The sequence below is a fragment of the Pseudoalteromonas sp. Z1A2 genome, from assembly GCF_011378755.1.
Lineage (GTDB): Bacteria > Pseudomonadota > Gammaproteobacteria > Enterobacterales > Alteromonadaceae > Pseudoalteromonas > Pseudoalteromonas distincta.
The window spans coordinates 32,395-52,234 of the sequence record NZ_WTKX01000023.1 but is presented as its reverse complement, the minus strand read 5'-3'; the positions used below and the strand labels follow the sequence as shown (position 1 = coordinate 52,234).

Here is a 19,840-nt window from a genome sequence, read left to right as displayed (position 1 = left end):
TGAATGTGTTTAAAAGTGCTCGATAACCTTCTTTGCAAAGCCAGTACAAGTTAAGGTTGTCGAGTTATGAATACTTGAGTTATCGCTCTGCTCTTGCGCTAAATCAAAGGTTACTTCACCGCTTTTAAATGTTTGCTCTAACGCATTTTCTATCAGTAATGCGGCCTCGTCCCATCCCATAAATTTAAGCATTAATACCGCACTTAAAATACTACTGCTGGGGTTTGCTTTGTTTTGCCCTGCTATACGTTCAAACGTGCCGTGTGTAGGCTCAAAAAATGCGACATCGTTATTTAAATTTGCAGCAGGCATTATGCCGACACCGCCAACTTGTGCGCTCAGCATATCCGCTAAAAAGTCACCATTTTGATTAGTCGTCACCACTACATCAAATTGCTCTGGGTGCATTAAACATTGCTGCAGCATGTTGTCGGCTATAACTTCTTTAATAATTAGAGGTGCTTGATTTACTCGCTCTATTTGCAGCCAACGCCCATTTTCATGTGCAGTGGCATTAAATTCGCTTTGTGCAAGTGCATACCCCCAACGCTTAAATGCCCCATCGGTAAATTTAAGTACATTGCCTTTATGCACTAGCGTTAATGATTCACTATCGTTTTTAAGTGCATAGTTAATGGCAAAGCGCATTAGTCGCTCAGAGCCTTCTTTAGATATATTTTTAATACCAATACCGCATTCTTGTGAAAACCTTAAGCGGGTTACGCCCATTTCCTCACATAAAAAATCGAGCATTTTTTCGCTTTCTACACTCCCTGCTTGCCACTCAATACCTGAGTACACGTCTTCGCTGCTATCACGAAGCACTGTTATGTTTGTTAAAAAAGGATTTTTTAAAGGAGAAGGAAGTGCGCTAAAGCCTTTTATAGTTCGCATATTTACAAACAAATCCATTTCTTGCCTGAGTGCAACATTAAGCGATCTAAAGCCACCACCCAGTGGTGTGGTTAACGGCCCTTTTATGGCAATTTTGCAGGCACGTACCGCGTTAATTGTTTCTTGTGGAAACCAGTCACCGTCATACAGCTTTGCGGCCTGCTCGCCATTATAAACTTGCATCCAATGAATTTTCCGTGCACTTTTATAACAATGCTCAATTGCACTATCAACAACGTGGCGCATCACCGGCATAACATCCAGCCCCACGCCATCGCCATCAATAAAAGCAATGATAGGTTCTAACGGTATTTGCCAATGTCCTTGTGCATCAATAGTGATATTTTGGCCGTGCTCAGGAACTTGAATATGCTGATACGTCATGGCTAAAACCTAACTTAAAATAACGATTAATTGATTAAACCATGCTTAGCTAGAGGTGTCTGTATTTGTACTTTTATAGTTACTATCATTTTAAAAAATAAAGAATTAGGCGTGATTATTTATCCATTTAGTTGGTCTTGTATATTAAGCCTGGCGTACCAGTTATTAAATTACAGTGGAGCATTTTAATGAAATACTTTTTTGTACTGCTACTATCAATCAGCTCTTTTAACGTATTAGCCGCTGAAGTAGTCATACATAACCTTAGCTCGCTCTCAAGTAATGCTCAAAATACGGTGTCTACATGGGTTAATCAAAGTGTTGAAAAAACACAAAATACACTGGGGCCTTTAAAGCAAACCACTTTGCCTATTTATTTAAAACCGCAATACTTTGCTTTTGAGCCTGTACCTTGGGCTACAGTTAAGCGAAATAACCCCGATGGGATTGAACTACATATAGATCGCTACGCCAGTTTAAATGCATTCACTAAAGATTGGACGCTATACCATGAACTTTCGCATTTATATTTGCCGCTACTTCCCTACTCCGGTTTTTGGCTAAGCGAGGGTTTTGCCAGTTATATGCAAAACGTAATAATGCGTGACAGCGGTATAATCACCCAGCCACAGTTTGTACAACGTTTAAATGCAGGATTTGATCGTGCCCGCCTGCAAACCAAAACTAAAACACAGCCACTTAATAAGCTCTCTGCCGATATGTGGAAACAACGCGCCCAGCAACGTGTTTATTGGACGGGTGCGGCTTTTTTTGCACAGGCCGACCTTAAGCTACAAAAACAAGGTTTATCTGTCGCGGGTATAATAAAACAGTATCAAACATGCTGTAGACCCGCTCGTTCTAGTGCTAAAACCTTTATAAAAGAGTTAGATAAGTTATCCGGCAGCAGCATTTTTACAACGCTGTATGCAAAATATAATACCCGTACTGATTTTCCTGATATTAATAAAAAGCAGCTAAACACGCTTTAACGGCTGCTCTGTTTTATATAGCTACTATATTCAACCAGCCCTTGCGCATTAAAATTGGTTGAGTACTCGTTCATAAAACCATGCAAAAAATTGGTTTTATAGCACTTAACACCCGCTTTGGTGCTTAAAGCTTTAATAACTTCATCGACATTAAAGTGACTCTCACTTTCTGGGAATATGAATTCACAGGGTACATTTGCATCTAACGCTAAATAATTACGAATTTGCGACGGATAAAAGCCAATTAACTTTTTAAGGTGTGTATTGCCTGTTAATAACTGTGCCCGCCATGCTGCACTTGCCCCTGCGCTAAACGCAATACATGTGGTCGGCACTTTTAAACTCTCAAAGCATTCTAGAAGTTTGTCCGTGTATTTGTCATGGCCACACTGCTGTATAAAATTATTATAACTATCTTGTTCACTTTCAATAGCTTGAATCTTGTTATTGTATGGGTCAAGAATCACTAAATTTGAACTAATTGCCTGTGATAACTTACTTAAAGCAGGGGTTAAACCATAAATATCACTCACTATTAGGTAATTCATACTTATCCTTTGGTAACTAAAAATGGGCTTTGTAAGCAGTTGATAAGATTTATTATAAATATTTTTATAATAAATAGCTTGCACACAATTTATATATAAGTTACCTTCCCTCTCTGGTTTAAAGAAACCGCCGCGGTTAACCATTTACCCTGATCCAGTAAGCCCCGCAAAACGTATATTTGAAAGCTAAGTTATTGTACGGCGAGAACCCCTTGAATAATACCGAGATGATTTTTTACTATCATCGCAAAAGTGTCATAAAGATCGTCAACACTGTAATGAAGCTAAACACAACATCGTTAATTTATTGACTGCAATTTGCTATACAAATATAGCGCAGAATAAATAACAAGAATAAAGTGAGTTTTATTATGTCTTATAAATATAACGGGTCTATGATCCAAATAGCACATCCAGTGCAATCAATTTCAGTAAACAAACATCGTGTAATCTTCAGTGATACACAAGGTTTAAAAAATGCATTATTTCAAAAAGCGAGTGATGCACGCCAGTTTGTTAAGTGGCTAAAAGCTAACTAAGCAACATATAACTTTAATTGCCATTCTATTATTGCAATTATTGATAAGATATTATGCCAGCCTTGTTGCTGGCATTTTACTTTTTAGCCCTTTATTGGTTACAATAGTTTTACAATAATAATTACTGGTAGCTGTTGTAATGCTCCGTATATTTTTAACTTTCTTACTTTTTTTCTGTCTGAGCTCAATAAGCAATGCTAGAACCATAAACTGGCTAGCGCACGATTTTGCACCCTATTATATTTTAAATGGTCAATATCAACACCAAGGCCGTGACGAAAGCATAATTTCTTTACTTGAAAAACAACTTCCTAATATCACCTTTAACCGCATGCTTATCCCCTCAGGTAAAGTAATTCAAGAGCTGTCCAATACTTCAAATAATGTTTGTGCGTTATCGCTTTATAAAAATGATTACAGAAAAGAGCATATTTATTTCACAGACGAAAGCTCAACAACGGGCCTCTCGCCTTCAATAGCAATGCATAAAAAGCTCGCCAAAGCGCTAAATATAGCGGAATCTAAAGAAGTATCACTACTCAATTTAATACAAGATAAAAAACTAACTCTTGGAGTTTCTATGAGCCGCTCTTACGGCCAAGAGATAGATACTTTAATAAACAGTACACCCAACATTGATTTAGTAATTAGACCCACACGCGATAGCCTAGCGAGCCTTACATATATGCTTAACCTAAAACGAATTGATATTTTGCTGGGTTACCCAAGCGAGCATTACTATTTAGCTAAATCAATGCACTTTGAAGAAAACTTAACGCAGCGTCCATTAACCGAATCTCCAGCGCTCAGTTATGGCTTTATTGGTTGTACTAAAAACGAGCAAGGCGCAAAAGACATCGCTATTCTTAATGAGCAGCTTAAAGTTATTAAAAAAACGCAGGCTTATAACGATTTACTTATGCGCTGGTTGCCTGAGGATTTAAGGCCTCTATTAAAGTCACGTATTAATAGCACAAAATAAACAAATTCAAAGTCGCTTAATTTGAGTTTCTGTTAAGCAAAAAAAACGCCACAGTAAGTGGCGTTTTTATATTCAATAACTGTATTACTTACGAACGCCTTCTATTGATAAAATAATATCAACATGAGTAGATGCAGGCCCTAAGTTGTAATCAATACCGTAGTCGGTAAGTTTAAGGCTGGTTTCGCCTTCAAAACCTACGCGGTATCCACCCCACGGATCTTTACCTTCACCCACTTTATCTATTTCAAAGGTAATAGTTTTAGTTACGCCATGCAGCGTAAATTCGCCGGTTACGTCGGCCTCTTCACCATCTTCATCAAATTTAATGCTGGTGCTTTTAAATGTCGCCTTTGGGTATTTATCCACATTTAAAAAATCTTTACCATGTAGGTGCTTATCACGCTCTGCATGGTTAGAATCAAGGCTTGTGGTGTCAATATTTACCATAATTTTTGATGCATCAGGATTTTTAGCATCGTAACTAAATGTGCCGTCAAAAGTATTAAAACGACCATATAACCAGCTGTAACCTAAGTGTTTAATTTTAAAGTTAACAGATGCGTGCCCACCTTTCGTATCAATTACATAATCAGCTGCATTAGCGGCTGTTGCCGATAACATCATTGCAGCCGAAACGGCTGTGCTTACTAATAATTTTTTCATTTTAATCATCCTTTAATGGTTTGATCATTCTGATTAAGGTTTTATCTTTATCGATAAAGTGATGTTTTAACGCCCCTAGTGCATGCAATACTGCAAACCCGATTAATGTGCACGCGCCATAATAATGTACTTTTCCTGCAATATCGGCTTGGTCATCAAATGCAAAATCAAGCGCTGATACGTTAAATAAGGTAAACACTTCTATTGGACGTCCGTCTGCGGTTGATATTAAATACCCTGCAACAACTATAACGGCCAAAATAATATACATAGCAATATGCGCAGTATGTGCTAATTGGTTCATGCCTTTACTTTCACCTAATGGTTTAGGTTGTGTAGATAAAGCACGCCATAAAATTCTAAATAAAAATACGGCCACAAGCGTAATACCAATACTTTTATGTAAATCGAGCGAGCCTTTATACCAGCTATCGTAATAAGTAAGCTCAACCATATATAAACCTAAACCAAACAGGCCAAAAATAGTCAACGCCATGAGCCAATGTAAAATAATGGCGACAAGTCCGTAAGATGAAGGTGTATTTTTAAACATGTGTAAAGTCCTATAATGCTATGACGTTACAATATAGTGCATAGCCCTAAATGAAAATAACATTTACAAACACTTTACGTGCATATACGCACAGAACTTTGATAATTAAAGTCAGTTTTTAAAAGTTGAGGATTAAACAGATAAGTTTATAGGGTGGATTGCTCGCTCAAGCTGACATAAATTAAGCTCTCTGGGCTTACTTGCAAACAAGTAACAAGTCCTTCTTTAATGAGCTCAAGCATGGCTATAAAACTAACCACCACACCACTACGCCCTTCATCAGGCGTAAAAAGCGCATTAAATACCACTGCTGAATTTGCTTTCGATAGCTGTTGTAATATTTGGCTCATTCTCTCTCGGGTTGAGAGTACTTCAGCAGTAATTTGATGATGTTCAAACGTTTTTGCTCGCGCCATAACATCACTCAACGCCAGCATTAAGTCTTTAAGTTCAATATCAGGGAGGTTATGACTTGTGTCTTCATTTATTGGCATAGCGGCATGCGCTATAAAAATATCACGCCCAACACGGGGGATATCATCGAGGTTTTCGGCGGCTTTTTTAAATAACTCATATTCTTGCAGGCGTTTAATAAGCTCAGCGCGAGGGTCTTCTTCCTCTTCAAGTTCTTCGTGAACAGGGAGTAATAAGCGCGACTTAATTTGTGCAAGTAACGCAGCCATTACTAAATATTCACCGGCAAGTTCGAGTTGAAACTCGGTCATCATTTCAACATAACTTACATACTGCTCTGTAATACTAAAAATAGAAAGATCGAGCACATCAAGCTTATGCTTTTTAATTAAATAAAGCAGTAAATCGAGCGGGCCTTCAAAGGTTTCTAATATTATTTCGAGCGCATCGGGCGGGATATATAAGTCTTCTGGTTTATCTACAACCGCTTTACCATGCAAAAAAGCCAGTGGCAGCTTCTGCTGCACTGGCTTTTCACTACTTTTTGTATCAGCAGTACTTTCGCTCACTTGTTATTACTCAAACGGGCTTGTATCACCACAGCCAACACGCAATATTTTAACTTCATCTTCCGACAAGTCGATTACTGTTGTTGCTTGCTCTGGCAAATAACCACCGTGAATAATTAAATCAACGTGTTTATCTAATCGCTCTAATATTTCATCCGGATCAGATTCAGTAAACTGCTGCCCGGGTAAAATTAAAGAACACGACATTAATGGCTCGCCAAGTTCGGCAAGTAACGCACAAGCAATTGGGTGTTCAATTACACGCATGCCAATGGTTTTTTTCTTGTCGTTTAATAAACGCTTAGGGACTTCTTTTGTGCCTTTAAAAATAAAGGTATAAGGCCCTGGCGTATTATTTTTAATTAATCTAAATAGCTGGTTATCTACACGTGCATAAGTAGATAGCTCCGATAAATCACGGCAAACTAGCGTGAAATTATCGTTTTTTTCAATACCACGAATACGCTCTATGCGCTCTTTGGCCTGCTTATTACCAATGTTACAGCCAATGGCATAGCCCGAATCTGTTGGGTAAACAACAACACCGCCTTGTTTAATAATATCAACGGCTTGACTAATCAATCTTGGTTGCGGGTTATCAGGATGAATATGGAATAATTGACTCATGTTAATGCCCCTTCTTGTCCTTCCCAAACTTGCCAAACACCTTGGCAGTCTTTCGGTAAGTATAAATTTTTGCCAAGCTCTAAATAGCTTGTCGGAAAATGAAAATCAGACCCTTGCGAGCAAAGTAGTTCGTACTCACGGCTGAGTTCACCTAAAAATTGACGTTCGCTTGGCGCCTGTTGAGGTTGTGCAACTTCCATTGCGTCTCCTCCTACACTTTTAAATTTTACTAATAATTTGCGTAGCCACTTGTTTGACATTTGATAGCTACTTGGGTGCGCAAGTACAGCAACACCACCAGCAGCATGTATTGCCTCTACAGCGGTTTGCATGGTGCACCAGCAACTAGGTACATAGCCTGTTTTGCCGCGCCCTAAGTACTTTTTAAAAACACCTGGGAAATTTTTAGCTACACCGCGCTCAATAAGGGCACGTGCAAAATGTGCGCGCGTAATTTGCGCGTCTTTTGCCAGCTCTTTAGCTTGCTCGTAAATGCCATCAAAACCATTTTTTGCAAGGCGTGCGCCAATTTCTAGTGCACGCTCTTCTCGCTTTTGCTGCTGAGCCGATAATAAAGAAGTAAGGTCAATATTATTAATATCAATATTTAAACCTACAATATGAATTTCGAAGCTTTCCCATTTGGTAGACACTTCGGTACCCGTTATTAATGAAAGCGGCAAGTTTTCTGCTTCAATAAATTGCTGAGCAGGCTTAATAGCCGCCACAGTGTCATGATCGGTAATAGCAAACACATCAATATTTTTATCAACAGCGCGATGCAATAATTCTTCAACCGTTAAACGCCCGTCTGAATGTGTAGTATGGCTATGTAAATCGTATTTTATCAAAAGAAAACTGCTTAAAATTAAGGGTTACTGGTGTTTATGTAAGTATAACAACTTTTTTGACTAAATTGTTTTAAATAAACACTTGACACAAAAGCATAAGATACGTTTTACTGTAGCCACTTTCAGACACATTAAGAATTAACAATAATGATCAATTCAAACTTAAACACTATTTGGTGGTGGCACTCGTAATTTTCGGGTGATGAATTGTCGTGTCTAGCAAAAATTCAAAACCCGCAACTATGCGGGTTTTTTTATAACTAAATTTTACGAAACATATACGTTAAAAATATTTAATAAATTTTGAGGCAGAAAAACATGAATAACGGTCTTACTCTTACACATCGTTGGTGGTGGCGCCTGATATAGCGGGACGGTAATGATCTGTTTGTAATTTAGATATCGTTATTCAAACCCCGCATTGCAAAAGCACTGCGGGGTTTAATTTTTTGAGGGAATGAGGTTTGATTTTTAGTCATATAACTACCACACCAGGCGAAGTAACAAGCATTACGCAAGTACGCGACTATATTAGTAGCCCTCTTGCATTATACGCGGCACTTGATAAGCCTAACTCACTACTGCTTGAATCGGCTGAGATTGATTCTAAAGACAGTGTAAAAAGTTTAATTTTAGTTGATAGCGCCCTGCGCATTGTATGTAAGGGTAAAACGGTAACTGTTAGCGCACAATCTAATAACGGCAAGCAATTATTAAGCTACTTACAAGCAAATGTTAAGAGCTGTGATTCACAATTAAACGACACAACGCTTACACTTAACTACCAAGACACCAGCAGCGATATAGACGAAGCAAGTAAGCTTGTTGCCGATAACGCCTTCAGCGCTCTTCGTACCTGTATTAACAGCATTCAAAGCACTACCGAAAATCCGTTTTCGGTATTTTTAGGCGGTGTGTTTGCCTACGATATGGTGGCAAACTTTGAGCAATTAAGTGATGTACCTGATGGCGAAAACACCTGCCCAGATTACGTATTTTACTTAGCCGAAACCTTAGTTGTTATTGATCATCAAAAGCAAACAACCGAACTCATTGGCAATGTATTTAATGGCCCAGACGTACACGCTAACTGCTTTGAAGTAGGTAAAGAGCTTGAGCGGTTAAATACGCTGTGCGATAACGCTGCAGAATTTAGTGCGGATATGCAAAGTGGCGAATGTGAAGTAAGCGTTGATATAAGCGACGAAACGTATTGCGAGCAAGTTGTTAAGCTTAAAAAGAACATTGTAGATGGCGATATTTTTCAGGTAGTGCCGTCGCGTACATTTTCACTACCTTGCCCTGATTCTTTACATGCGTATAGCCAGCTTAAAAAGCAAAACCCAAGCCCTTACATGTTTTATATGCGCGATGAAGACTTTGCATTATTTGGCGCGTCTCCTGAGTCGGCCCTTAAGTACGACGTAAGTAATCAGCAAGTAGAAGTTTACCCAATTGCTGGCACTCGCCCACGTGGCAAATTTGCTAATGGGCAAATAAACCCCGACTTAGACAGCCGCATTGAGCTGGAACTAAGAAACGATCAAAAAGAGCGCGCCGAGCATTTAATGCTTGTCGATTTAGCCCGTAACGACGTAGCCCGCATTAGTGTTGCAGGTACTCGTTTTGCCAAAGAGTTATTAAAAGTAGACCGCTATTCACAGGTAATGCATTTAGTTTCACGCGTTGTTGGCACACTAAAACCAGAACTTGATGCACTGCATGCTTACCAAGCGTGTATGAACATGGGCACCCTTGTTGGTGCACCAAAAGTACGTGCTGCTGAGCTTGTACGTCAAACAGAAGGTAAGCGCCGTGGCAGTTATGGCGGCGCAGTAGGTTACTTAACCGGTGATGGCGCAATGGATAGTTGTATTGTTATTCGCTCTGCTTTTGTTAAAAATAACATAGCCTACGTGCAAGCAGGTGCAGGTGTAGTGTTTGACTCAGATCCTATTTCAGAAGCAAACGAAACTCGCGCTAAAGCACAAGCGGTTATCACCGCCATAAAATCTACGTATAAGGCGGTATAAAATGAGTAAAGCGAATCCTATTAAAATCTATTTTTTAGATAACTTTGACTCATTTACATATAACTTAGTTGATGAGCTTACGATGCTTGGCTGCGAACTTGTTGTTTACAGAAACAACATTAGCGCTGAGGTTATTTTTAATAAAATGCGCCAAGAGCAAGGACAAGTGCTATTAGTACTTTCGCCAGGTCCTGGCACACCAAGCGATGCAGGCTGTTTAATGGAGCTTATTGAGCTCTCTAAAGGCCACTTCCCAATGCTAGGCATTTGTTTAGGCCAACAAGCGTTAACACAAAGCTATGGCGGAGTAATCGGTCACGCGGGTGAAACCGTACATGGTAAGTCTTCAATTATTAATTTAGGCGAACATCCTGTATTTGATGGTATGGGCAATACAATGCCTGTAGCACGTTACCATTCATTAATGGCAACAAAAGTGCCTGATAATATAAAGGTTATTGCCCAGTACAAAGATATCCCAATGGCTATTTATCATCATGATGACAACGCATTGGGTTATCAATTTCATCCAGAATCAATACTGACGCCAAACGGCGCAATGCTACTTCAGCAAAGTGTCGCTTACTTAACACGTGCCAAATAATAGAGGACATTATGAGTACACAACCAGAACAACCCATAAATGTTCAACACGCTATTGAACAACTAATTACAGGGCAATCATTAAGCTACGCAGACGCCAAAGCACTGTTTGATGAAATAATGCAAGGTAACATGAGCGAGATTGAGCTAACCGCCCTACTAATAAGCCTTAAAATTAAAGGCGAAGTAAGCGATGAAATAGCAGGTGCTGCAGCCTCAATGCGCGAAAACGCTGTTGCTTTTACTACCAGCAGTACACAACTTGCTGATAGCTGTGGCACTGGCGGCGATGGCTCAAACACAATTAATATAAGCACAACAGCAGCCATAGTTGCCGCTGCTGCCGGCATCAACATGGTAAAACATGGTAATCGCAGTGTATCGAGTAATTCAGGCTCTGCCGACTTACTAAAAGCGTTGGGCATTAATATAGATATGAGCCCAGAGCAGGCAGCAAAATGCCTTGAGCAAACCAATTTTACCTTTTTGTTTGCACCGCACTATCACAGTGGCGTACGCCATGCGATGGGCGTGCGTACAGCGCTTAAAACACGCACTATTTTTAATATTTTAGGCCCGCTTGCTAACCCAGCAGCACCTGATGTGCAATTGTTAGGTGTGTACAATGAAGCGTTATGTATGCCAATGGCACAAACACTTAAAACCCTTGGCACAAAGCGCGCTATGATTGTTCACGGCTCGGGCACTGACGAAATAGCTTTACACGGTCCAACAACGGTAGTTGAGCTGAATAATGGCGAGCTTACACAGTACACACTAAACCCAAGCGACTTTGACCTTGCAAACTATTCACTTGAACAACTCGCTGGTGAAGGCCCACAATACAACGCAAATGCTAGCCTTGAAATCTTACAAGGCAAAGGCACAGATGCACATAATGCTGCCATTGTGGTTAACGTAGCTGCCCTTTTATACCTAACAGGTAAAGCAGAAACGTTAAAAGAAGGGGCAAAGCAAGTACAAACATTATTAAGTTCAGGGCAAGCCATGAACACACTAAATGCAATTATTGAGGTAAGTAATGGCTAATGTATTAGACAAAATTGTTGCTGATAAAAAATTAGAACTAATTGAGCGTAAAGCCGCACGCCCGCTTGAAAGCTTTAAACACCTTGCAGTGCCTACAAGCCGTAGTTTTTACAAAGCATTAGCCGCCCCAGGCACACAGTTTATTTTAGAGTGTAAAAAAGCATCGCCTTCAAAAGGGCTAATTAGAGAGCCATTTGATTTAACCGAAATCACATCGGTTTATAAAAAATACGCTACCTGCATGAGCGTGTTAACTGATGCTAAATATTTTCAAGGCAGTTTTGACTATCTTGAATTTGTGCGCAGCCAAGTAGAACAACCGCTTATCTGTAAAGACTTTTTTATAGATGAGTACCAAGTGTATATGGCGCGTATTTATGGCGGTGACGCTATATTACTGATGCTTTCAGTACTCGATGACGAAAGCTATAAAGCACTGCACGCAGTTGCCGATTCTCTGAATATGTCGGTATTAACCGAAGTAAGTAATGAAGAAGAAGTACACCGTGCACTTGCGCTTGATGCACAAATTATTGGCATTAATAACCGTGATTTACGCGATTTAAGCACCGATTTAGCCACTACCGAAAAGCTACGCAAACTTATTCCGGCTGATAAAGTGGTTATTTCGGAATCGGGTATTTACACCCATCAAGACGTAAAACGTTTAGCTCCATTATGCGATGGTTTTTTAATTGGCAGCTCACTTATGGGCGAGCGTGATTTAGAGCAAGCATGTCGCCGCGTTATTTTAGGTGACAATAAAGTATGTGGTTTAACACGTACCAAAGATGCACAAGCGGCATATCAAAACGGTGCTATTTACGGGGGTTTAATTTTTCATCCTAAATCGCCACGCTATGTTGATTTAGATTGCGCAAAAGAGCTTAGCCAAAGTGCCCCGCTTAATTTTGTGGGTGTGTTTGTAGAGGCCCCAATTGATCAAGTTGCTCAATACGCAAGTGTGCTAAAATTGGCGGCAGTTCAATTACATGGTCAAGAAAGTGACGATTACATCGCTCAGTTGCGTACACAGTTACCTACCGGCTGCGAGATTTGGAAAGCCCAAGCAATAAAAGATGCATTGCCAACGCCTGTAAATGGCGTTGACCGACACCTTTACGATACACACAGCGATACACAAGCTGGCGGTACTGGTAAAGCATTTGATTGGTCGGTGCTTCATGATGCAACCACTCCGTTTATGCTCGCTGGAGGCTTAAATCCAGACAATATTAAAGATGCGCTTTTTAAAGGTGCCTTAGGCCTTGATTTAAACTCAGGCGTTGAAGAATCTGCGGGTAAAAAGTGCCCTAACAAATTACATAATGCTTTTACAAGCATCAGAAATTATTGAGGTTAAAATGCAAAATCCAGCTTATTTTGGCGAGTTTGGCGGTATGTTTGTACCCGAGTTACTTGTCCCTGCGCTTAAGCAGTTAGAAAACGAATTTAACAAAGCACAAAAAGATCCTGAGTTTCAGGCTGAGCTAAGTAAATTATTAAACGAGTATGCGGGTCGTCCTACCCCACTTACTTTAACGCGCAATTTAGTTAAAAACCCAAAAGTAAAACTGTATCTAAAGCGTGAAGACTTATTACACGGCGGCGCACATAAAACCAACCAAGTACTTGGCCAAGCGTTACTTACTAAGCGCATGGGTAAAAAACAAGTAATTGCTGAAACAGGCGCAGGCCAACACGGCGTTGCAACCGCGCTTGCATGTGCATTACTGGGTTTAAAATGTCGAATTTATATGGGCGCAAAAGACGTTGAACGTCAGCAACCTAACGTATTTAGAATGAAGTTAATGGGCGCAGAGGTTATTCCGGTAACAGCGGGTTCTGGCACATTAAAAGATGCAGTAAATGAAGCCCTGCGTGACTGGTCAGCTAATTATCAAGACGCGCACTACCTACTAGGCACAGCTGCTGGTCCTCACCCATTCCCAACAATTGTACGTGAGTATCAAAAAGTTATTGGTGAAGAAGCTAAGCAACAAGTACTTAAAGCAGAAGGTCGTTTACCTGACGCTGTAATTGCCTGTGTTGGTGGTGGTTCAAACGCAATTGGTATGTTCACCGACTTTATTGACGAGCCAGGCGTTAAATTAATTGGTGTTGAGCCTGCTGGGAAAGGGCTTGATACAAATGAGCACGGTGCAACAATTTGTAAAGGCACTAAAGGTATATTACACGGTACTTACACGTACATTATGCAAAACGACGATGGCCAAATTGAAGAGTCTTACTCTGTATCAGCGGGTCTTGATTACCCTGCGGTTGGTCCTCAGCACGCATTTTTACACGAAACCGGTCGAGCGCAATACGTGGGTATCACAGATACAGAAGCGCTTGATGCGTTTCAATCACTTGCTAAAAACGAAGGGATCATTCCGGCGCTTGAATCAAGCCATGCGCTTGCTTATGCACTTAAGTATGCAGAAGAGCAAACCGAGGAAAGCGTTTTAGTTATTAATTTAAGTGGTCGTGGCGATAAAGATTTAGCACACGTTCACAATGTACTATCTGAAAGAGGTCAGCTATGAGCCAAGTAAAAACGGATCGTTACGGCAAAATGTTTGCAGCGCTTAACGAGAAAAAACAAGGTGCGTTTGTACCATTTGTAACAATTGGCGACCCAGGTAAAGAGCAAAGTGTTGCGATTATTAAAAGCCTAATTGACGGCGGCGCTGATGCACTTGAGCTTGGTATTCCGTTTTCTGATCCGATTGCGGATGGTCCTGTAATTCAAAAAGCTAATATTCGCGCACTTGATGTGCACATTAACACGCAAGATTGCTTTGATGTTATTAAAGAGATACGCGAGTATAACGCCGATATTCCAATTGGATTATTGCTTTACTCAAACCTAGTTTTTAAGCGCGGCATAGAAGCATTTTATAAAGATGCAAAAGCGGTAGGTGTAGACTCTATTTTAGTGGCTGACGTGCCTCTGCATGAATCTAAAATATTTAGAAAATCGGCAATGGATAACGGTGTAGACCCAATTTTTATAGCAACACCTAATGCGGATGACGACACACTTCGCCAATGCGCCTCTTACGGTCGTGGTTATACGTATTTACTATCGCGCGCAGGTGTTACCGGTACCGATACAAAAGCACAAATGCCAGCGGGTAATATTGTTACTAAATTAAAAGAATACCATGCAGCTCCTGCTCTTTTAGGATTTGGTATTTCAACGCCAGATGATGTAAAAGCGGCACTTAATGCAGGCGCAGCAGGTGCTATTTCAGGCTCTGCTGTAGTTAAAATTATTGAAGCTAACCTTAACGATTTAGACGCAATGACAACGCAGTTAAAAGCATTTGTTAGTGAAATGAAAGCGGCAACCGCATTATAAAAAGTGTAAATTTAGGCATTAAAAAAGGGCATTTAAATGCCCTTTTTTGTTTTTGAAAAGCAAATTAGTGAGCTTGGTGTTTACCCTCTAAAATCTCTTCAATAAACTTAGCATTAAATGCTTCTAAATCAGCTGGGCTTCGGCTTGTTACCAAACCTTGGTCTACACATACTTCTTGGTCAACCCAATTAGCACCTGCATTAATTAAATCGCTTTTAATACTAGGAAAAGAAGTAATGGTACGGTCGCGCAATTTATTAATTTCAGCTAACAACCACGGTGCGTGGCAAATAGCAGCAACGGGTTTGTTTTTTTCTGCACCAAAAAATCCATCAATAAATGCTTTAGCATCTTTATCTTGGCGTAAACTGTCTGGATTAAATAAACCACCAGGAAGCATAAGCGCGTCGTAATCAGCAGGATCCGCGTTTGTAACTAGTTTATCTACTGTTACTTTATCGCCCCACTTGTCTTCATCCCAGCCAGTAATTTGGCCTTCTTTAATTGATACTATTTCGATGTTTGCACCAGCATCAAGTAATGCGCTGCGTGGAGATAAAAGCTCACTTTGCTCAAATCCATCAGTGGCTAAAATTGCGATTTTTTTGCCTTGTAAACGTGTGCTTGTTTGTAATGTACTCATTGAGATCTCCTTATTTTCTTAAAAGGTATATTTAAAATACACAATCAAAAAAGCACGATGCGTGCCGATAACAAGCAATTGAAAATAAAGGATTTAATCTAAGTAGGATTTATAATGCCATGTAAATTATTTAGAGATTATGAATAATGTACATAGAGGAGATATAAATACGGCTTTGATACTCGGTGATTTAAATACAGAAGCTTCGCTTCTCGCGTGAGCAAGCTCAACGCCTACAACTAACGCTCGGCATTATGTTTATTTTGTAGACGCACAACTTGTTGGCGTGATGGGCAAAGCCCATAATTTTATGTTTAATAACTCCACGCAAAGCTCAATCAACGACCAAGCTAAGTAATGCTATTTAAAGCAGATCTTTTAACGCCTTAGCTGGTTTAAAAACCGCTTTATTTGCGCCTTCTATTTCAATTGCAGCCCCTGTTTGTGGGTTACGCCCAGTACGCGCTGGGTAATAACTTAGCGCAAAGGTACCAAAGCCATTAATTTGAACTTGATCGCCCTCAGAAAGCGATTTAGTAATGACTTTTTGCAAGCTTGAAAGTGCCGCTTGAGAATCTTTTTTTGTTAATTCACTTTTGTGTGCAATGGCAGCAACGAGTTCTGCTTTATTCATTTTAGGCTCCTAAATACACGCCAAATCAGTGTTGGTTAAGCGTGGGAATATGATGATATGAAAAATACCAAACCAAATTGGTAATAAAGCCACGCAGGCTAAGGGTTACAGGGCAACAAGTCAACCTTGTAGTTGCTAAGCTTTATGTGGTAAAAAGCCTTAGACTCTTTTTTGTATAATTTAGGTAGTATATGCACGCATTAATTGAATACATTCCACTCATACTGTTTTTTGCAGTGTTTAAACTCGTCGATATTTATTGGGCTACCGGTTTATTAATGGCCACTACGCTTATTCAAGTTGCTTATAGCTACTTTAAACATGGCAATGTGCCTACTCGTCATTGGATATTTTTTAGCATTGCTGCCGTGTTTGGTACGCTAACGCTGGTACTTCATGATGAGCAATACATTAAATGGAAAGCAACACTGATATATGCAGGTTTAAGTTTAACGTTACTTGTTAGCCGTTATGTACTTAATAAAAATCTCGTTAAAAAAGCGCTTAGCTCAATCCTCGAAAACGCTAATGATACAAAACAAGCCATTGTTGTCCCAGAACCATTATGGGATAAGCTTAACCTAATGTGGGTTGTTATAACTGCTGGTATAGCGGCACTAAACATTTATATTGCATACAATTTTTCGCTCGACTTTTGGGTTAACTTTAAAGTGTTTGGTTTAATGGGTATTACTTTTGTAAGCATTTTTGCCACCATTATTGCCTTGTACAAATACCTCCCTGATGAAGAGGAAACAGCAAAGTAAGCCCCCTCGTCATAAAAGTGTCGTCTTAGCTTGTTAGCTTATTAAAAAAAGCAAGTTGAGACGACCTTGAACGCTAATCAATACCGCTGGTTTGAATTTACCCTCATTTTTATATTGCTGCCCTTGTTGGGTTTTGGATTACGCGAGCATTTAGCTAATTGGCTTATCCCTGCGCTTATTATACTTATGAGTGTGTGTTGTATGTTGCTACTAGGCGATCCCCATTTTAAACGGTTTAGACTCACAAGCCTTGGGCAATTTTCTGCTGTTAAAAGGCGTGTGTTTAGCTTCTTTTTTTTAGGTGCGCTGTTCTCAGGCATGTTTTACGGGATTATTCATCAAGGCAACTGGTTTACCCTTCCCCGTAACTCGTTTAATGATTGGCTTTTACTGTTGGTGCTGTATCCAATACTGTCGGTTATTCCTCAAGAATTAATATTCCGAACGTATTTTTTTCATCGTTATAAACGCATCATGCCAAAAAAAGCAGTGCGTATTGTAGTCAGTGCGAGTGTATTTGCGCTGGCGCATATTGTGTATGCAAATTGGATTGCAGTAGCCTTAGCCTTTTTGGGCGGTTTACTGTTTGCGTATACCTACGCACAAAGCCGCTCAACGGTCGTGTGTGTTATTGAACACAGCTTATGGGGGCTATGGATGTTTACACTCGGGATTGGCAGCTACCTCGATTCAGGCGCATTTAACTAATATAACAAACATTAAAAAATCCGATACTAGAAAACTAATACCGGATTTCGAATAGTTATAAAAACACTTCACTCATCGCAAAAAGCGCTGAGCTGTAAGGCATATGCTGAGTTTTTAATTATTTAATCTAATGGTTAAAATAACGACTCAAACTCACCATTTGGAAATAAAACACCAGGAATACCACGCACTGCAGTAACATCAGCTAGTTTAGTATCACCAACATATAAACCGCCACTGTAATTACGGCCCTTTTGCTTTACATCTAACCAACGTCCATTTTCGCCTTTCGCTATTAGATTAATGTTGCCACTAACATCACGAATACGTAAATCTAACGCGCGATTTTGTATGCTAACAAATATATCTGTAGAAGTAAGTTCTGATAAGTTTTCCACATCGCCTACGTACGCAAATTTAAAATCGCTTGCACCACTCAATGGAAAATCTAATTCAAAAGTAAATGCTAAATCGTCATTATCTTCACCAACAAAAGGCGAAGCCTCTACTGCTGTGATATGAAATGCAGTGCTTTGAATGTCACTTACGTAATCACCATTAAAATCAAAAGTAGATAACGTGGTTGACTCCTCACCTAGTGAATTAACAAAACGATTTAAGTTTACTGATAAATCACCTTCGAGTTTACCCGCTGCTTTATTGATAATTACGTTGGTCGTTACCTGTGTAATACCCGTATCGGCTTCTGGGTTTAATTCACTTTGAGCATCTATGCCATCAAACTCAATCAGCAACTCACTTACATCCACACTTAATACCGTAGTACCATTTGTGACCGTTGCGCTCATTACACCTTCGATTTTATTACCTAATACACCACTTACTCTGAAAGTTGGAATTGATAAATCAATGGTTATAGGTAACTCATCATATGTGCCAGTAATAGCCCAAGTATAAGGTGATTGGTTGTAATCAATATCTAAATCACGAAGCTTATATTGCCCTGATGGTGTAGAGCCATCAGCTAGTGGTGAATAATTTGTGATAACTTCGTTTAAAGCATTACTAAGTGCATCAAGGGTTCTTTGTGTATCTTCATCAAACGCACCTTCAAGCTCAGTAAATTTTGCGTCTAATTCATCTGAATAGCTTTTTTCTTGAAGTCTTGCAACACCAATTATATTTCGCGTATCAACAAGTAACTCTCTTGAGTCTAAGCTTTGCACTTCTGCTGAGCGAGCCTGCCAATTTGCAAATGTAGTTACACTTGCAATCGTTTGCTTAACTTGACCAGCTACATTTTTCAGCAAAGCATTACCTTGGTCGCTAAATAAGTTGTCTGTAACATACTGCGCTGCTAAGTCGCTGTAATCTTGCCAAGCTTGCTGGTCAGTCTCCAAGTTAGTAAATGCATTAAAAGCACTTTCAACACTAAACGAACTATCAGCAACACCAGCTAAAATTGCCGCGTAGGTGAAGGCATTTGTCACCATTTCTGCTTCAACACTTGCATTTAAATTACTGTGCGTTAAATGATAAAAAGGCGTGGCTGATAAACTCGCCTGTGTAGCACTAAAGCCTTCTTCTGTAATTGCTTTACTCAATGGCGATAAATAAACCTTATTTACACCCGGTGCACTAAATGCATCCGCTTTGTAATTAAGGGTAACGGTTGTCAATTCTTGGTAGTCGATTAACCGGTTTGCGTTTAAGTCATTTACATCACCACGCACAGTTCTGCCACACCCTGTAAATCGCGGACAAGGTAGAGCTGTATCGCTAGGTATAAACTCAAAACTATTAAAAGTAAGTGGAGTTACACTTACACTCGCAGTATTGATGTTTTCGACTTCAATTGATTCTTGCACCACCCCATCGCTATCTAAAACATTAAGCGTGCCCTGTGGTGATTGCCAATTAGATACATAAAAACTCACAGAAGAAGATGTAGCAATTTCACTCACTGCAACAGATTCTGAACTGTCACTGTCTGATGAAGAACCACAACCTGCCAATGCAATAGCGACCCCTAAAGGTATAATTTGTTTTAACATC

The 19,840-nt window shown here is 39.8% G+C and carries 21 protein-coding genes; 11 read left to right on the top strand and 10 right to left on the bottom strand.

Going from position 1 to position 19,840, the window contains the following annotated elements; translation table 11 throughout:
• Positions 1 to 9 precede the first annotated feature (9 nt).
• Complete coding sequence (icd, locus tag GQR47_RS15330) at positions 10 to 1,278, bottom strand: NADP-dependent isocitrate dehydrogenase (RefSeq protein WP_138488944.1); 1,269 nt, start codon at positions 1,276 to 1,278, stop codon at positions 10 to 12.
• Between the two features lie 188 nt (positions 1,279 to 1,466).
• On the opposite strand from icd, the gene GQR47_RS15325 reads away from it, so the two are divergent.
• On the top strand, positions 1,467 to 2,270 hold the full coding sequence (locus tag GQR47_RS15325; RefSeq protein WP_039490175.1) for a hypothetical protein: 804 nt from the start codon (positions 1,467 to 1,469) through the stop codon (positions 2,268 to 2,270).
• Here GQR47_RS15325 and GQR47_RS15320 read toward each other — a convergent pair.
• On the bottom strand, positions 2,267 to 2,818 hold the full coding sequence (locus GQR47_RS15320) for a hypothetical protein (RefSeq protein WP_154903276.1): 552 nt from the start codon (positions 2,816 to 2,818) through the stop codon (positions 2,267 to 2,269). The genes GQR47_RS15325 and GQR47_RS15320 overlap by 4 nt on opposite strands.
• Positions 2,819 to 3,189: 371 nt before the next feature.
• Between GQR47_RS15320 and GQR47_RS15315 the strand changes: the two genes are divergently transcribed.
• Positions 3,190 to 3,357 (top strand): hypothetical protein, encoded by a 168-nt coding sequence (locus tag GQR47_RS15315; RefSeq protein ID WP_002961566.1) that lies wholly within the window; start codon positions 3,190 to 3,192, stop codon positions 3,355 to 3,357.
• Between the two features lie 139 nt (positions 3,358 to 3,496).
• Positions 3,497 to 4,339, top strand: coding sequence for a transporter substrate-binding domain-containing protein (locus tag GQR47_RS15310; protein ID WP_154903278.1), 843 nt, complete (start codon positions 3,497 to 3,499; stop codon positions 4,337 to 4,339).
• An 84-nt stretch (positions 4,340 to 4,423) separates the two neighbouring features.
• Here GQR47_RS15310 and GQR47_RS15305 read toward each other — a convergent pair whose 3' ends face one another.
• From GQR47_RS15305 to GQR47_RS15285, 5 genes are all read right to left on the bottom strand, one after another.
• Positions 4,424 to 5,005 carry a YceI family protein gene (locus GQR47_RS15305; protein WP_039489966.1) on the bottom strand — a complete coding sequence of 194 codons (582 nt, stop codon included), beginning with the start codon at positions 5,003 to 5,005 and terminating at the stop codon, positions 4,424 to 4,426.
• Between the two features lies 1 nt (position 5,006).
• Complete coding sequence (locus GQR47_RS15300; protein ID WP_002961572.1) at positions 5,007 to 5,558, bottom strand: cytochrome b; 552 nt, start codon at positions 5,556 to 5,558, stop codon at positions 5,007 to 5,009.
• 146 nt (positions 5,559 to 5,704) lie between these two features.
• Positions 5,705 to 6,541 carry a ScpA family protein gene (locus GQR47_RS15295; RefSeq protein ID WP_039489969.1) on the bottom strand — a complete coding sequence of 279 codons (837 nt, stop codon included), beginning with the start codon at positions 6,539 to 6,541 and terminating at the stop codon, positions 5,705 to 5,707.
• 6 nt (positions 6,542 to 6,547) lie between these two features.
• Positions 6,548 to 7,168, bottom strand: coding sequence for an L-threonylcarbamoyladenylate synthase (locus GQR47_RS15290; RefSeq protein WP_154903280.1), 621 nt, complete (start codon positions 7,166 to 7,168; stop codon positions 6,548 to 6,550).
• The gene (locus GQR47_RS15285; protein ID WP_154903282.1) at positions 7,165 to 8,019 is read right to left on the bottom strand and encodes a PHP domain-containing protein; all 855 of its coding nucleotides are present in this window, start codon (positions 8,017 to 8,019) and stop codon (positions 7,165 to 7,167) included. Before GQR47_RS15285 ends, GQR47_RS15290 begins: the two co-directional genes overlap by 4 nt.
• Before the next feature lie 464 nt (positions 8,020 to 8,483).
• Between GQR47_RS15285 and GQR47_RS15280 the strand changes: the two genes are divergently transcribed.
• Genes GQR47_RS15280 through trpA form a run of 6 tightly spaced genes read left to right on the top strand, consistent with a single transcriptional unit; the run spans position 8,484 to position 15,072 of the window.
• Complete coding sequence (locus tag GQR47_RS15280; RefSeq protein ID WP_165724016.1) at positions 8,484 to 10,052, top strand: anthranilate synthase component 1; 1,569 nt, start codon at positions 8,484 to 8,486, stop codon at positions 10,050 to 10,052.
• 1 nt (position 10,053) lies between these two features.
• Complete coding sequence (locus GQR47_RS15275; RefSeq protein ID WP_154903286.1) at positions 10,054 to 10,656, top strand: aminodeoxychorismate/anthranilate synthase component II; 603 nt, start codon at positions 10,054 to 10,056, stop codon at positions 10,654 to 10,656.
• A gap of 11 nt (positions 10,657 to 10,667) precedes the next feature.
• Positions 10,668 to 11,705 (top strand): anthranilate phosphoribosyltransferase, encoded by a 1,038-nt coding sequence (gene trpD, locus GQR47_RS15270; RefSeq protein ID WP_154903287.1) that lies wholly within the window; start codon positions 10,668 to 10,670, stop codon positions 11,703 to 11,705.
• On the top strand, positions 11,698 to 13,062 hold the full coding sequence (trpCF, locus tag GQR47_RS15265; RefSeq protein WP_154903289.1) for a bifunctional indole-3-glycerol-phosphate synthase TrpC/phosphoribosylanthranilate isomerase TrpF: 1,365 nt from the start codon (positions 11,698 to 11,700) through the stop codon (positions 13,060 to 13,062). The genes trpD and trpCF overlap by 8 nt, the downstream gene beginning before the upstream one ends.
• 7 nt (positions 13,063 to 13,069) lie before the next feature.
• On the top strand, positions 13,070 to 14,254 hold the full coding sequence (gene trpB / locus GQR47_RS15260) for a tryptophan synthase subunit beta (RefSeq protein WP_002961582.1): 1,185 nt from the start codon (positions 13,070 to 13,072) through the stop codon (positions 14,252 to 14,254).
• Positions 14,251 to 15,072, top strand: a complete 822-nt coding sequence (trpA, locus tag GQR47_RS15255) for a tryptophan synthase subunit alpha (RefSeq protein ID WP_024595006.1) — start codon at positions 14,251 to 14,253, stop codon at positions 15,070 to 15,072. Before trpB ends, trpA begins: the two co-directional genes overlap by 4 nt.
• A gap of 64 nt (positions 15,073 to 15,136) precedes the next feature.
• Here trpA and GQR47_RS15250 read toward each other — a convergent pair whose 3' ends face one another.
• Together GQR47_RS15250 and GQR47_RS15245 are read right to left on the bottom strand one after the other, a co-directional pair.
• Positions 15,137 to 15,715 carry a type 1 glutamine amidotransferase domain-containing protein gene (locus tag GQR47_RS15250; RefSeq protein WP_024595007.1) on the bottom strand — a complete coding sequence of 193 codons (579 nt, stop codon included), beginning with the start codon at positions 15,713 to 15,715 and terminating at the stop codon, positions 15,137 to 15,139.
• Between the two features lie 364 nt (positions 15,716 to 16,079).
• Positions 16,080 to 16,349: an HU family DNA-binding protein gene (locus GQR47_RS15245; RefSeq protein WP_007375441.1), complete on the bottom strand. Its 270-nt coding sequence runs from the start codon at positions 16,347 to 16,349 to the stop codon at positions 16,080 to 16,082.
• A gap of 191 nt (positions 16,350 to 16,540) precedes the next feature.
• Here GQR47_RS15245 and GQR47_RS15240 point away from each other — a divergent pair, with 191 nt between their 5' ends.
• Together GQR47_RS15240 and GQR47_RS15235 are read left to right on the top strand one after the other, a co-directional pair.
• Positions 16,541 to 17,116 (top strand): inner membrane-spanning protein YciB, encoded by a 576-nt coding sequence (locus tag GQR47_RS15240; RefSeq protein WP_154903291.1) that lies wholly within the window; start codon positions 16,541 to 16,543, stop codon positions 17,114 to 17,116.
• Positions 17,117 to 17,182: 66 nt separating this feature from the next.
• Complete coding sequence (locus GQR47_RS15235; RefSeq protein ID WP_002961594.1) at positions 17,183 to 17,824, top strand: CPBP family intramembrane glutamic endopeptidase; 642 nt, start codon at positions 17,183 to 17,185, stop codon at positions 17,822 to 17,824.
• Between the two features lie 134 nt (positions 17,825 to 17,958).
• Here the strand turns inward: GQR47_RS15235 and GQR47_RS15230 are convergent, their stop codons facing one another.
• Entirely contained in the window at positions 17,959 to 19,839 is a 1,881-nt protein-coding gene (locus tag GQR47_RS15230) for a hypothetical protein (protein WP_154903293.1), read from the bottom strand.
• Position 19,840: the final 1 nt, after the last annotated feature.